The following is a 14449-nucleotide window of genomic DNA, read 5'->3' as shown; positions in this document are numbered from 1 at the left end:
CTGTTTTCTTCCGGCACCACCGGCAAGCCCAAGTGTATTGTGCATGGCACGGGTGGCATTTTGTTGAACCATGCCAAGGAGCTCATGCTGCATGGCGACATCGGGCCAGGCGATAGCCTGATGTATTTCACCACTTGCGGCTGGATGATGTGGAATTGGCAGGCGTCCGGCCTGCTCACGGGCGCGCGTCTGGTGATGGTCGATGGGTCTCCGGGGTATCCGAATTTAAGTTATCTGTGGGAACTGGCCGCGAACGAGGGCGTGACCCACTTCGGGACCAGTGCCCGCTTTATTGCCGGGTGTCGCAAGGCTAATTTAACACCCACGCAAACCTATCATCTGCAAAAGCTGCGGGTGGTGTTCTCTACGGGCTCCCCGTTGTTGCCTGAAGATTACGATTGGTTTTATGCCGACGGGGTGCCGCACGCATTATTAGGTTCTATCGCGGGGGGCACCGACATTTGCGGCTGCTTTGTCGGGTGCGTCCCCACGTTGCCGGTACGCCGGGGCGAGATCCAGGGCAAGATGTTGGGGGCCGACGTGACGGCCTTTGATGACCAGGGTCATGAGGTGCAGGCCGGGCGGGGTGAGCTGGTGTGCAGGCAGCCCTTGCCGTCGATGCCGGTGGCGTTCTGGAACGATCCCGAGGGCAGCCGATATCGCGATGCGTACTTTGATACCTACCCGGGGGTCTGGGCGCATGGTGACTTTATCGAATTCACTGAGACGGGCGGCGCCATTATCTATGGTCGCTCTGATGCCACGTTGAACCCCGGCGGGGTGCGCATTGGCACCGCAGAAATCTACCGTCAGGTTGAAACGTTGGATGCTGTAAAAGACAGCTTGGTGGTGGGGCGCCAGGTGGATGGTGATGTGGAAGTGGTGCTACTGATTGTTCCCGCCCCAGGCCATGACTTAAATGATGCCTTGATAAAGGAGTTACGCACCCGTATTCGTGAAGGGGCCAGCCCACGACATGTGCCGCGTCATATTCTGGCCGTGCCCGATATTCCCTACACCCGCAGCGGCAAGAAAGTGGAGCTGGCGGTGGCGCGCCTCGTGAATGGGTCGGCTCGCGCCGACAACCGCGATGCGTTGGCTAACCCGCAGGCATTGGATCAAATTGGTGAGTGCCTGCGCGCGAAAGGGCTTATTTCCCCCTGAAGCGTGACAGATCACGGCGATCGCGTTTGGTAGGACGCCCCATGCGCAAATCAATAGAGGGCTCCGGCGCAAGCCGCCGCATTTCTGCTGCTTTTTCCCGAGCAGCGATGCTTTCTGCTGTTTCTTCGTAGAGTTCCCGCGCTTTGGGCGCCGGCCCACGGATGTTGCTGATGCCTTTTACAGTAATGATGATGGCGGGGTCTTCTTTCCGAACTACGACGGTATCACCGGTCGCTACTTCGCGTGCCGGCTTGGCTGTTTGCCCGTTGACGACAATCCGGCCTTTATTGATTTCTTGCACGGCCAGGCTACGGGTCTTGTAAAAGCGTGCCGCCCATAACCATTTGTCGATGCGTAGTTTATCCATGGTGTCTAGTTAGTAAAAGCCAGTAAAGATGTATCAGAAGAATACGGGCATTCCGATTTTAGGTTTTCAAGAAACATCTCGTTATTTTTAATAACCATAACAAACGCTGAAGTCTTTAAGGTCTCGTTCAGGGTTGTTAGGGTAAAGCTTCAATATTAAGTCTTAAGGAGATTCTATGCCTAGCACGTTTAAACGTACCGTTTCCGCCGCTGTTCTGGCAATGAGTTTGGCCTCTGCCCCATTTATGGTGGGAGCTCAACAGTCTGGCGCGCCTCACGGGTCGGTTACGACACAGCCTCAGGCAGTGGATTCCTCGCAGTTTTCTGATTCAGATTTACAAAAGTTTGTGGCAGCGTCGCAGAAAGTTGCGGTCATTTCGCAAGATTATGCGCCTAAATTACAGCAAGCTGAAGATCCCACCGAACAACAGAAGGTGTTGGAAGAGGCTGATCAGAAAATGATTTCCGCAGTTGAAAAAGAAGGCATCAGTGTGGATCAGTTTCTTATGATCAATCAGGCCGCCCAGCAAGACCCGGCGCTGGCTCAGCGAATTCAGGGCGTGGCACAGTAACTTTATTCTCTTGTCTTTCGTTTGTTTGTCTTACGCGGTGCGATCCCTTTGCGGGGCCGCACCGTTTTTTAGTTGATTTAGTGTCTCTTCACGGGGGATAATCCAGCTCTAACGTAATGGGCTCGAGTTTGATTCAGTCGCGCCTGTTGGCGGAATAGTTGTTGATGCTGTCGCGGTTGCGGCCACATCCGTGGAATATTGTTAAAGAGACACACATGTTTTATTCCTTGCGCTACCCAGGTGTAATGGCCGTTACATTGGCAGCTGCCGGCATACTCATGGTCACCATGGGTATCAGGCAAACTTTCGGGTTGTTTGTCAGCCCAATTAATGCATCTACCGGAATGAGTATTGCCACCATTAGCCTTGCAATGGCTATTGGTCAGTTCACCTGGGGTGCGATTCAACCCGTTGCCGGGGCAGTCGCAGACCGCTATGGGTCGCAGCGCGTGTTGGTCGTCGGTTTATTGCTTCTCGCTTTAGGGTGCGCCGTAGCCCCCTTCATGAACGAGGGCTTCGGTCTGACTATTGCACTGGGCCTGCTTGCTTCCATTGGTTCAGGTATTGGAAGTTTTTCGGTTTTGATCGGGGCGGCCACGGCGCGACTGCCGGTCGAGTCTCGCGGAACGGCTTCAGGTGTTATTAATGCGGGCGGTTCGTTTGGCCAGTTTGTATTCGCGCCTGTGGTACAAAAGCTGATACAGGCCGTTGGTTGGATGGGCGCGTTATGGGCGATGGCGATAGTGGCGCTGGCAACCCTGCCCTTAATTGGTCGCCTTGTCGGGAAAGGGGGTACCGCTCCGGCGCCACCCGCTATGGGTGAGCAGCGTTTGGGCGAGGCGGTGCGAACGGCTTCGCGCGATCGCAGTTATTGGTTGTTGCATCTGGGCTTTTTTACCTGCGGGTTCCATATTGCGTTTTTGGTTACACATCTGCCAGGTGAAGTTGACTTGTGTGGACTACCACCTTCTGTAGCCAGTTGGTCGTTAGCCATTATTGGTCTTGCGAATATTGTCGGCAGTATTTATGCCGGTAACTGTATTTCCAAATATCGCAGCAAGTACATATTGGCTGCTATGTATGGGTCACGTGCGCTTTTAATTGCGTGGTATTTGATGATGCCCCGAACTGAGTGGGTATTCTATATTTTTGCCGCCGGTCTGGGTTTCACCTGGCTGGCAACCGTACCACCAACCGCGGCCGTCGTGGGTAAGTTGTTTGGTACGCGCTACTTGGCTACGCTTTTCGGGTTAACGCTGTTTTCACATCAACTGGGCGGTTTTTTGGGCGCCTGGCTGGGTGGGTTGGCAATCACGCATTTCGGCGATTTTATGTGGATGTGGTACGCCGACATGGCGTTGGCGGTTTTTGCCGCGCTGGTGAACCTGCCTATTAAAGAAGGGCCGGTTGCGCGTCATCGTTCCGTTACGGTAAACCCCTGAATCATGGTTTTGCTTGCTTAGCTATTATTCGGGTTCATTAAGCGTCGCAAACTATCGCGCTCCAGTAGCCACGACGTAATGACGGCAAAAACCAGACCCCAGAAAGGGGCACCAATATTGAATATCGGTACGCCCGCCACGGATACCACGAATGAAACCAGGGCACCTAATGGGCACTCGCCTCGAAAAGCGGTTTGGAAGGTGGTTTGCAATACGCGCATCATCGCCAGGCCGCCGATCAGCCCGATTAAGGAAAGCGGCAGTGCCAGCGCGAATGCGGTGGCCAGCGGGGCGAACAGCGCAAACACGATCATGAGCAAACCTACAATCATGGCGCCAATCCAGTGTTTCTTGGGGTCGCCGCCCGACACAATAATTCCGTTAACCGGCCCGGTTAAGCAGGCCGGTACGGATCCGGTTAGTGCCAGAAGAATTGAGCCCCAGCCGGTTGTTGTCGTAATGGTTTTTACAGGCGCTTCGTAACCTGCGTTTTTCAAAATGGCAATGCCCTGAGCGTTTTGAATACCCAGCACGGTTACCATTAACGGAATGACCAGCTCCAACATGGCTTGAATCGAGAATGAAGGAATGTACAGTGTCGGTCGTGCGAAAATTTGAGTGGTTTCAGGTATTGGCGTCATCGCGCCAATAGCCCATGCGGTTATGCCGCCGGCAATAATGGCGGCCAGCACCGGAGGAATGTACCGGCCTAGTGCTGGAACCAGTGTGAATAAAAGAAAGATAAATAGCGTCGCTCCCGCCAGGAACGCATTGTCCGTAAAGGCGGTAATGACCTGAATTCCCAGAGGAAGAAAGACTCCCGCAACCATTCCCATCACAATAGGCATGGGGATGGCACGCATAACGCGCCCGATCAGGCCGCTCCAGCCCAGAATCGCGATGACAATTCCCGTGACCCAATAGGCGCCGATTACCTCGGCAAAGCTTAAGTGGCTCAGGGCGGGGGGCAGTAATAACGCACCGGGGATGGTCCACGCAATTACCAGAGGTTGGCGGTAGCGCCAGCAAATCCAAAGTGTAATAAGGCCGGCGATGCCATAGCCACCAAAAATCCACGACGACATGTCGCTTTCCGACAAGCCGCCGGCCTGACCAGCTGCAACCAGAATGGCCAGGGGTCCGGTGGTACAGAACAGGTAAGCTGTAATGCTGTTGCTGAAGGTATGGCGGTCCGGCAAATAGCCGGCCAAACCTGAGCCCTTGGATTGTTTAGCGCAACCGTCGTCCGACACGGTGTCCCCCCGTTTTTATTGTCCGTGCATATAATATTTTTGTCAGTATACGCAGTATATTACAAGCAGATAATAGCACGGTTTTTAAAGCAGGGGGCTTAAAACGTTTGGGTTCACGTTTTAAGCATTCACCGGCTCAACATGGCTCTCACCTTGTCCGTCTTTAACCAAGTGCAGCGTTTGGGTGGGGAAGGCAATTTCCGCGTTGTACGCCTCGATAATTTCGCCGATTTTCAGCAGGACGTCCTGTTTGACCTCATGATAGGTAACCCATACCGTTGTTTTGGTAAATGTATAGATCATCAGGTCCAGCGAAGACGGGCCGTACTGCAGGAAGTTCACAATCAGCGTTTGATCCTGGTCGATTTCCGGGTGGTTGCGCAACATCTCCTTGATGTCATTAACAATCGCGCCAACGTGTGCAAAGTCATCATAACGCACGCCAATTGTTTCGCTGATACGGCGATTGGTCATGCGTGAAGGGTTTTCCACGGCGATTTGGGTAAAGATTCCATTGGGAACGTAAAGCGGTCGTTTGTCGAAGGTACGAATACGCGTGAGCCGCCAACCAATTTCTTCTACGGTGCCTTCTATTTCACGATCGTTTGAGCGTATCCATTCGCCCACGGCAAAAGGGCGGTCGAGATAGATCATCAGGCCACCGAAAAAGTTGGCCAGCAAATCTTTGGCCGCAAAACTAACCGCCAGACCGCCGATGCCGCCGAACGCCAACAAGCCGGAAATGGAAAAGCCCAGGCTTTGCATGGCGACGAGAACGGCTGTGATCAGTACGGAGATACGTAGCAGCTTGCCAACGGCGTCGACCGTTGTGACATCGATGGGTTCATTCTTGGCCTGCTTCTGGGCAATAATGCTTTTTTCAACATTGTTGATGAAACGGACAACAAACCAGGTAATGCAACCCACGACCCCAATAATGCGAACAGGGTCAATAAAATCAAGCAGAGTAACTTCTGTTTCAACCTGGAGAATTTCAACGGCAAAAGACAGGCCGATGATCCAGGCGACAATGGTTACGGGTTTGCGCGCCGCTTCAATCAGCGCATTGTCCCAATAGGTTTTGGTTTTTTGGCTGCGCGACTCAAGTTTGTTCAAGACGCGACGCAGGAAAAAGTTTGCGACGACAACCGCCAGGACGACCAGGAAAACCTGAATGGTCAGGGCGACCATCTCTCCACTGCCGGTCCAGGCAGATATTTGTTTGGAAATGTCGGCAAGAATATCTTCTTCCATTGTGTAAACCCCATGTTGCAAAACGCGTTATTGTAGCGAGCGTCGTTTTGCCTGGCCAATGACCCGGAAAATAACCGGAAAGGGCGTTTAGTTTGCTGTACCGGGTTTAACGCAGCTGGCGGCTTTGCGGGCGTTTTTGCGGGCTTGATCCAGGTTGTCGTGATAGGCTACGGCAACGCCCATACGACGCCGGCGAAAGCTTTCGGGTTTGCCGAACAGGCGCAACTCTGTTTGGGGGACTTGCAGTGCTTTATCGACACCGTTGAAAACAATTCCTTGTGCGTCCACGCCACCGTAAATCACAGCGCTGGCGCCCGGGCTGCGCAGTTTGGTGTCCACTGGAAGGCCAAGGATTGCACGCGCGTGTAATTCAAATTCATTTTGCCATTGCGTGACAAGCGTCACCAAGCCTGTGTCATGGGGGCGTGGGCTGACCTCGCTGAACCAGACGTTGTCACCTTTAACGAAAAGCTCCACCCCAAATAAGCCCAAACCACCCAGATTCTCGGTAATTGCATGACTCACTTCCTGAGCCCGTTGCTTGGCCATAGCGCTCATAGGTTGCGGTTGCCAGCTCTCAATGTAATCACCTTGTTCCTGTAAGTGTCCGATTGGTTCGCAGAAATAGGTTTCGACTACGCCTTTGTCATTCAAGGCGCGCACGGTCAGCAACGTAATTTCATAATCGAACTCAACAAAACCTTCAACAATCACGCGATTTTTGTTCACCCGACTGCCCGACATAGCATAGTTCCAGGCCTTTTCAATGTCGTCGACATGGTCGATTCTGCTCTGGCCTTTGCCTGAGCTGCTCATAACCGGTTTGACGATACACGGATAGCCGATATGCTCCGTTACCGCTTGTTTTAATTCCACCAGGGAGTCACAGAATTGATACGGACTGGTGGGAAGTTGAAGTGTTTCGGCAGCCAGGCGTCGGATGCCTTCGCGATCCATGGTCAGACGGGTTGCGCGGGCGGTGGGTACCACCCTGACCTTACCTTCAGCCTCCAGTTTTTCCAAGGCGGTCGTGGCAATCGCCTCGATTTCAGGCACAACCACGTCCGGCTGCTCTGATTCTATGAGTGCTTGCAACTGTTCAGGGTCAGTCATCACCAATGTTCTTGCATGGTGCGCGACCTGATGTCCCGGCGCATGCGGATAACGGTCGACTGCAATGGTTTCAACCCCCAGGCGTTGCAGGGCGATGATGACTTCTTTGCCAAGCTCGCCCGAACCGAGCAGCATGACTTTGGTGGCAGTGGCGGATAAAGGGGTACCGAGCGTGGTCATGAGGACGTTCCTGCTAAGGATGCAACGGACGCTATTGTATCGATTTCTTATTGGGCCGACCTTAATCCCGATTCGACATCCATTTAAGAAATATATAAAATACATCTTATTGTTTGGCAGCATGCTGAGCAATCCGCCGCAAAGGCGGTCTTTTTTGGCTTTAAAGATCGATATTAAATATATTAAATGGAGTTGTTACATGTTATCGGAAGCTGCACGTCCGTATATTCAAGCTAGTGTGCCTGTTCTGCGCGAACAAGGTGTCACCATTACAAAGACTTTCTATAAGAATATGTTTTCCGAGCATCCGGAACTCACTCGGATTTTTAATATGGGAAATCAGGCCAGCGGTGCTCAGCAACAGTCGCTGGCGGCGGCGGTGTTTGCCTACGCCGATAATATCGATCAGCCCGAGGCACTAACTCCGGTTGTCAGCCGGATCGTTCATAAACATGCTTCAGTTGGAATTCGTGCCGAGCACTACCCCATTGTCGGCCGTCATCTTTTGGGTGCCATTCAGGAAACGTTAGGTGAGGCGGCCACGCCGGATCTGTTGTCGGCCTGGGAGGAGGCATATGGTTTGTTAGCGAATGCTTTCATAGAAGAGGAGCGCAAGCTATACGCAGCCGCGGAAACCGAGCCGGGACAACTATTGAATATGACAGTGCAAGAGGTTCAGGATCAGAGCCTTAACGTGCGTTCCTTTTTGCTAACGCCTGAGGCCGGCGCGTCACTGCCGTCTTTTATGCCGGGTCAATACATTTCCGTTGAGGCCTTGTTGCCCGACGGTATGCGTCAGTTACGACAATATAGTTTGTCGGACGCACCAGGAAAGACGCATTTCAGGATTTCGGTTAAGCGCGAGGCCGCGGGAAAAGAAACACCTGCTGGTCGCGTTTCCAATTGGCTGCACGATACGGTGAAGGCTGGAGACACATTGCGCATCAGTCCGCCGTTCGGCGATTTTACGCCTGATACGAAGACAACGGAGCCTATCGTATTACTATCGGCAGGGGTGGGGGTGACGCCGATGATAAGTGCCCTGAACGATATTGCACATCGACATCCTGGCCGCCGCGTTATTTTTGGCCACGCGGCGCGCAGTCCCGCGTTCCACGCACATAGAGATGAGCTGGCACATGCTATTGAATTGATGCCGAATCTTGTATGTACCGTATTTTATGAAGATGTAGATGGCGATCATTCGGGCAATAACTGGAATAATCATGCCGTGACGGTTCAGAGTGGTCGAATGAATGTGTCTGCTTTGCCTGAGTGGGATGTTAATGAAATACCGGTTTATATGTGCGGGCCAATGCCTTTTATGCAGGCTCAATGGAAGGCGTTGGTTGCAAAAGGAGTACCAGCCAGTCGGATTCATCAGGAAGTATTTGGCCCCGGTTTGCTCGATCATCTACGCTAGATCCGTTGAAGTTCGTATACTTTGGGGTTGAGTTAATGAGTGGATATCGGAATTATGTCTGTTCCCGTCGACCCTAAAGTGGTGTCTCAAGTTACTTTGGGGCATTACCAGCGCCATGCTTCTCGCTTCCAGGAAGGCACCCAGGATCATGACGTCAGTCAAAACATTGATGCTTTATTAAGGCATATCCCTGTTTCCGCACCTTGTCGTATCCTTGATTTTGGTTGCGGTCCCGGGCGCGATCTTGTCACGTTTCGGCGGTTGGGTCATGAACCGGTTGGCCTGGACGGTGCGCCGGCTTTCGTTGAGATGGCCCGCGCCAATAGCGGTTGTGAGGTATGGCACCAGGACTTCCTGGCGTTGTCGTTACCGAAAGCGTATTTCGACGGTGTGTTTGCCAATGCTTCGTTGTTTCATGTCCCACTGGCGCATCTCGGGCAAGTGTTAATGCACCTGAGGGGCACATTGAAGCCAGGCGGGGTGTTGTTCTGCTCAAATCCCCGTGGAGGCAATCAGGAAGGTTGGAACGGTGAGCGCTATGCCGTGTATCACGATTACGACTCATGGCACGCCTTGTTAACCCAGGCGGGCCTTATTGAACTTGAGCACTATTATCGGCCGCCAGGCTTGCCGCGAGACCAACAACCCTGGTTGGCGACGGTTTGGCGCAAACCGGACGTTGCCTGACGATGACGGGGTTTTTGTTCGATGACACTGCCTTTTCGGCTGGGGCAAATGAAACGCTCGGCACCGATGCTATGGTTCTACGTGGTTTTGCGTTGGCCCAGGATGCTGCATTATGGCGGGCGATACAAGCGGTTCTGGCGCAAGCCCCATTGCGCCGCATGAAAACTCCAGGTGGAAGATTGATGTCGGCTGAGCAGACAAACTGCGGCCAATGGGGCTGGGTTACCGACAAAGCGGGCTATCGCTACGCGGATCGTGATCCTTTAACGGGTGTAGCATGGCCCGCGATGCCGCTCTTGTTCCGACAGATTGCGCAGACAGCGGCCGAACAGGCCGGTTACGCGCGCTTCGAGCCGGATGCGTGCTTAATTAATTGTTATGGGCCTGGAGCCCGTATGGCTTTGCACCAAGACAAAGACGAGGCAGATTTGGGTGCGCCGATTGTGTCTGTTTCGTTGGGGCTCACGGCTCACTTCCTGTTTGGTGGTTTGCACCGCACCGATTCGGTGCGAAAAGTTTTATTGGTGCATGGCGACGTCGTTGTTTGGGGCGGGCAAGATCGTCTGCGCTTTCACGGTGTCGCTACACCGGTAAAAGGTGAACACCGCCTGTGTGGAAACCAACGTTTCAATCTTACATTTCGGCGGGCGAAAGCTTAAGTTGTCGGCCCCTTGCAGTAATTGGCATGGAAATTGCTTTAGTTGAAAAGACAGTTTTATTACCTGTCTTTTCTTTTGAAGGAGTGACTCATGGCCGTACTAAAAAAGAAGGCGCTTGCATTTGCCGCGCTGATTGCACTTGCCCAGCCCGTTGCAGCACAAACGGAGTCGTCTGAAACGACGATGTCTGAATTCGAAATTAGCGCCAATATGACCGCAACAAGCCAATATCGTTTTCGCGGCTTGATGCAGTCGAACAATAAGCCGGCAATTCAAGGTGGATTCGACATCAGCCATAGCAGCGGCTTCTATGTTGGTAACTGGAGCTCCAGTATTAGTTGGCTCGGCGATGCGGATCCCAATGTTTCGGCGCCCGTTGAAATGGACTTTTATGCCGGCTATAGCGCACCACTGTATGGAGATTGGACGATCGACACGGGGGTGTTGCAATATTATTACCCTGGCGACTATCCAGATGGGTTCACCAGCCCCAATACGACAGAGCTTTACCTCGGTATTGGCTATGGTCCGGTGTCCTTTACCTATTCACATGCGTTAACCAATTTATTCGGATGGGCCGATAGTAAAAATAGTCAATACTATGATTTGTCAGGCCAATTCGATACAGGTGTTTGGGGCTTGATGTTGGACGCCCATGTGGGCTATCAGCGCGTTCGCAACGTAACGGATGGTTCCTACACAGATTGGTCGTTGGGTTTAAGCAAAACTTGGGATAACGGTATAACGGCTTCACTGGCTTATGTGGACACCAATGCCGAACGCCAGGTTTATACCAATCGTGATGGACGTAATATGGGGCGGGCCGCAGCCGTCTTTTCACTCAGTGCCCCTTTTTGAGTGGCTCTTCAGTGAGTTAGCCGATGTTTAAATCCCCGAGCTGGATGCGCAATTGGTTCGGGGAGTATCTTGCGAGCGGGCTTGTGTAACAACACAGCCGGCAGGTACGTCTTCTGTTAGCCATACGTTACCGCCAATGACGCAGCCTTTGCCAAGCGTTACCCGACCCAGAATGGTTGCACCGGCATAAATAACGACGTCGTCTTCCACAATGGGGTGGCGGGGTAGCCCTTTTTGCAAGCTGCCTTCGTTATCTGTGGGGAAGCTCTTCGCACCAAGTGTCACGGCCTGGTAGATGCGGACGCGTTCCCCTATGACAGCAGTTTCCCCGATGACCACCCCGGTGCCGTGGTCGATGAAGAAGCTCGGCCCGATTGTGGCGCCGGGGTGAATATCAATACCCGTTTGCGAATGAGCCATTTCAGCTGCAATGCGAGCCAATAAAGGGAGGTCGCGGGTATAGAGTTCGTGGGCAATGCGATGGTAAATCATGGCCAGCACACCCGGATAGCACAGTAATACTTCGTCGACAGTTTGTGCTGCCGGGTCGCCCCGGTAGGCTGCCAGAACATCGCTGTCGAGCATGCTGCGTATATGGGGCAAACTGTTGGCCAGGCCGGTTATGGTCTCAACTGCGCGTTGCTCAACTTCTGTTTCAGTGATGGCTTGGTGACGATGTTGATAGCGAATCTCCAGGCGCGCTTGGGCAAGCAGGGTGTGCAACGCGGTGTCTAATGTATGACCTACGTAAAAGTCTTCACTTTCATGACGCAGGTCGGTTGGCCCCAAACGCATTGGAAAAAGGGCCCCTTTGAGCGCATCCATGACCTCAGCGAGCGCGTCTCGTGATGGAAACTCACGGCCACCGGGTTCGCGAGACCGCTTTTGGGACGCGCGCCATTCCTTGCGGATTTCACTTAATGATTGAACAATGGTATCGATTTCAAAGGACGCCATAATGTCGTTCGGACGATGTCAGGGTTGAGTCTGGATAATTGCGAATGTTAACACTCATCACGGTTGTGCAACTGCACAGTTGCCGTGATGGGCGGAGCGCAGCCGCCGGGTTTTAATCTTGCGCCACACCTTTTCATGAAGCGGTAGTAACGCGACATTGCATATTGGTTCAACCAAGGCTGCCAATCCTCCTGTCATTATTGAACCCGTCATGGCATACGTAACGGCAAAGGCGACACCCATATGCAAAAAGACCTGGCTGGTTTTTTCAATAATGAACATGACGCTTCCTCTTGACTCGATGAATAAATGATAGTCATTCTCATTTATTTAAACAATTTGATTGTTTAAATCCATTCAATAGGTTTTTGCTATTTCACGTCATCTAGTGCAGCGCGTGCACACCGTATTAGCGGTGCGGCCAAAAAAAAGCTGGACTATGTCCAGCTTTTGCCATCCCTTAACAGGTTAGGGATCGGGTGGTGGTTTTACATTGATTCCGGAAAATTAAAACTCTTCCCAATCGTCTTCTTTGGATGCTGCAGGTTTACGTTTTTGGGTACCGTTGGCTTGGCCAAGATCCGGACGGCGCAATTCGCGATTGCTGTGTTGTCGCGTGTCGTTCTCTTCGTTTTTCGGTGTTGCACCGTTCTGCGGTCTGGATTGGCTATGGTTGTGCTTCGTCTCCCGTTGATTTTTTTCCTCATGCGGTAACTCGCGGGATGACGCTTTATGCTTGCGCCCCGACGGCAGCGCGGCTGCGGAAGAGGCTGTTTGGTGCGTGTCTTCAGTCGTTTCACGCGCAATTTCACGTGCCTGGACATCGATGTACTCTTGCCCAACATCAAACAGGTTGACCACTTCAACAAGCCGGTTGGCTTGAGCCTTGAGGCTGTCTGACGCTGCGGCGGATTCCTGCACCAGTGCTGCGTTTTGCTGGGTTACGTCGCTGAGCTGGAGAATGGCATCGTTAATTTGGTTAATACCTGAGGTTTGCTCGGTTGTGGCAGCGCTGATTTCATTGATCAGGTCGGTGACACGCTTGACTTGATTAACGATGTCTTGCATTGCCGTGCCGGCCTCATCGACCAACTGGCTGCCCGCATCTACTTTTTTCACGCTGTTGTCGATGAGGTTCTTGATATCTTTTGCCGCCGAAGCACTTTTTTGTGCGAGGCCGCGAACCTCGCTGGCTACAACGGCAAACCCGCGTCCTTGCTCGCCCGCGCGCGCAGCTTCAACGGCAGCATTCAACGCCAGAATATTGGTTTGGAAAGCGATGCTGTCGATGACTGAAATAATATCAACGATTTGTCGCGACGACGTGTTGATATCCTGCATGGTGGTCACCACGTTCTGCACCACGTCGCCACCCTCTGTGGCCGATTTGCTGGCCGAGGTAGCCATGTGTGCGGCTTGCTGGGCTACTTCGGCGTTGCTTTTAACTGTGCTGGCCAGTTCTTCCATGGCGGCTGCCGTTTCCGTAAGGTTGGCAGCTTGTTCTTCAGTGCGTTGTGATAAGTCTGCGTTGCCTGCGGCAATTTGAGTGGTGCCGGTGGCGATGTGATCGCTACTGATGCGAACCGCGCCGACGACCTTGCGTAACGACTCTTGCATAAGGTGCATGGCATGCATAATGCTGCCCTGGGCGCGCTTGGGAACTTTAATCGTGTTGTTTAAGTTGCCTTTGGCGATTGAGCCCGCTATGCGGGCAACTTCGGTGGGTTCGCCACCCAGTTGACGGGTAAAGCCCCGTGTAATCAGCAGCCCCAATGCAATGGCGATCAGAACGCCGATAGCAGTTAAAACCACCATAAAAACCAAGGTTTGTTGGAAAATGTTTTGGATTTCCCGGGTGGCGGATTCGGCATCATCTTGCTGATCGAACACAATTCGCTTGATCAGACTTTCAGCCTCGTCTCCCATGGGGCGCATTTCCGTGAAAACCCGTTCGATGGTATCCAGCCGACCCAGGCTAACAGATGGATCGTCGCTCACCACATCGCGCGCGACCTCCATATAGGCTTGCAGCGCTTCCTGGGCGTCGCGAACCCGTTTCTTGCGTTCTTCGGAAACGGCAGTTTTAGCCAAGTCTTCCAAAGCCAGGCGCGCCGACATAAAGTGGTTATTGATAGAGAAGTATTCGCTGCGGTAGTCGTCGGCTGTGCTTGTTAGCAGCGTGCTTCTTAGCGCACGCCCGGCGGCGACCAACTGCCTGTCAGCCTCGCTGGCATGACGCAGACCGATGAACTCCTCATCGTATAGCTTTTGCGTTAACTGGTTGATTTGCTGCATGGATCGCATGCCAATGACGCCGATAACGGCGGCTATGGCGGCGACAATCAGAAAGCCACCAATCAGTTTGGTTCTTACTTTCAGGTTGCGAAGCCCTTTCATGTTGTCTCCGGGTGAGAACTTTAGACAATACCGAAATCTATTAACGGCTGGCTTTTGGATAACTTTAGTGATCGTATGACCGACTGTTGTCCAATAAGGGTCGGAATAAGCGATGATTTTCGGT

The 14449-nt window shown here is 52.8% G+C and carries 14 protein-coding genes; 7 read left to right on the top strand and 7 right to left on the bottom strand.

The genetic code is table 11. The annotated features are described in order from the left end of the window. Window positions 1-1164: acetoacetate--CoA ligase (locus CJO09_RS15215; protein ID WP_119443119.1), on the top strand; the 1164-nt coding region annotated here is incomplete at its 5' end. Here the strand turns inward: CJO09_RS15215 and CJO09_RS15210 are convergent. Next, window positions 1151-1531 (bottom strand): RNA-binding S4 domain-containing protein, encoded by a 381-nt coding sequence (locus tag CJO09_RS15210; RefSeq protein WP_119443118.1) that lies wholly within the window; start codon window positions 1529-1531, stop codon window positions 1151-1153. The genes CJO09_RS15215 and CJO09_RS15210 overlap by 14 nt on opposite strands. 175 nt (window positions 1532-1706) lie before the next feature. Between CJO09_RS15210 and CJO09_RS15205 the strand changes: the two genes are divergently transcribed. Both CJO09_RS15205 and CJO09_RS15200 read left to right on the top strand, forming a co-directional pair. Then, a complete protein-coding gene (locus CJO09_RS15205) occupies window positions 1707-2102 on the top strand; it encodes a DUF4168 domain-containing protein (RefSeq protein ID WP_119443117.1) in 396 nt (131 codons plus the stop codon). A gap of 215 nt (window positions 2103-2317) precedes the next feature. Next, window positions 2318-3544 carry an MFS transporter gene (locus CJO09_RS15200; RefSeq protein ID WP_119443116.1) on the top strand — a complete coding sequence of 409 codons (1227 nt, stop codon included), beginning with the start codon at window positions 2318-2320 and terminating at the stop codon, window positions 3542-3544. 17 nt (window positions 3545-3561) lie between these two features. On the opposite strand, the gene CJO09_RS15195 is transcribed toward CJO09_RS15200, so the two are convergent. From CJO09_RS15195 to purT, 3 genes are all read right to left on the bottom strand, one after another. Continuing rightward, entirely contained in the window at window positions 3562-4797 is a 1236-nt protein-coding gene (locus CJO09_RS15195) for a benzoate/H(+) symporter BenE family transporter (RefSeq protein ID WP_119443115.1), read from the bottom strand. A gap of 120 nt (window positions 4798-4917) precedes the next feature. Beyond that, window positions 4918-6051 carry a mechanosensitive ion channel family protein gene (locus CJO09_RS15190; protein ID WP_245961359.1) on the bottom strand — a complete coding sequence of 378 codons (1134 nt, stop codon included), beginning with the start codon at window positions 6049-6051 and terminating at the stop codon, window positions 4918-4920. 87 nt (window positions 6052-6138) lie between these two features. Continuing rightward, window positions 6139-7344 (bottom strand): formate-dependent phosphoribosylglycinamide formyltransferase, encoded by a 1206-nt coding sequence (gene purT / locus CJO09_RS15185; protein WP_119443114.1) that lies wholly within the window; start codon window positions 7342-7344, stop codon window positions 6139-6141. Between the two features lie 199 nt (window positions 7345-7543). On the opposite strand from purT, the gene hmpA reads away from it, so the two are divergent. The 4 genes from hmpA to CJO09_RS15165 all read left to right on the top strand — a co-directional run bounded on the left by hmpA (window position 7544) and on the right by CJO09_RS15165 (window position 10971). Next, entirely contained in the window at window positions 7544-8767 is a 1224-nt protein-coding gene (hmpA, locus tag CJO09_RS15180) for an NO-inducible flavohemoprotein (RefSeq protein WP_119443113.1), read from the top strand. Between the two features lie 54 nt (window positions 8768-8821). Next, window positions 8822-9454 (top strand): class I SAM-dependent methyltransferase, encoded by a 633-nt coding sequence (locus tag CJO09_RS15175; RefSeq protein WP_119443112.1) that lies wholly within the window; start codon window positions 8822-8824, stop codon window positions 9452-9454. Between the two features lie 2 nt (window positions 9455-9456). Beyond that, entirely contained in the window at window positions 9457-10113 is a 657-nt protein-coding gene (gene alkB / locus CJO09_RS15170; protein ID WP_119443111.1) for a DNA oxidative demethylase AlkB, read from the top strand. A 90-nt stretch (window positions 10114-10203) separates the two neighbouring features. Continuing rightward, window positions 10204-10971: a TorF family putative porin gene (locus tag CJO09_RS15165; protein WP_119443110.1), complete on the top strand. Its 768-nt coding sequence runs from the start codon at window positions 10204-10206 to the stop codon at window positions 10969-10971. Between the two features lie 27 nt (window positions 10972-10998). Here CJO09_RS15165 and epsC read toward each other — a convergent pair whose 3' ends face one another. The 3 genes from epsC to CJO09_RS15150 form a co-directional block, all read right to left on the bottom strand. Then, the gene (gene epsC / locus CJO09_RS15160; protein WP_114421966.1) at window positions 10999-11928 is read right to left on the bottom strand and encodes a serine O-acetyltransferase EpsC; all 930 of its coding nucleotides are present in this window, start codon (window positions 11926-11928) and stop codon (window positions 10999-11001) included. Window positions 11929-11985: 57 nt separating this feature from the next. Next, window positions 11986-12210: a DUF2061 domain-containing protein gene (locus CJO09_RS15155; RefSeq protein ID WP_119443109.1), complete on the bottom strand. Its 225-nt coding sequence runs from the start codon at window positions 12208-12210 to the stop codon at window positions 11986-11988. Window positions 12211-12435: 225 nt separating this feature from the next. Beyond that, a complete protein-coding gene (locus CJO09_RS15150; protein ID WP_119443108.1) occupies window positions 12436-14325 on the bottom strand; it encodes a methyl-accepting chemotaxis protein in 1890 nt (629 codons plus the stop codon). Between the last annotated feature and the right edge of the window lie 124 nt (window positions 14326-14449).

This window comes from Neopusillimonas maritima (assembly GCF_003576595.1).
Lineage (GTDB): Bacteria > Pseudomonadota > Gammaproteobacteria > Burkholderiales > Burkholderiaceae_B > Neopusillimonas > Neopusillimonas maritima.
The sequence above is the reverse complement of the archived record's forward strand: the minus strand, read 5'-3'. Positions and strand labels throughout refer to the sequence as shown.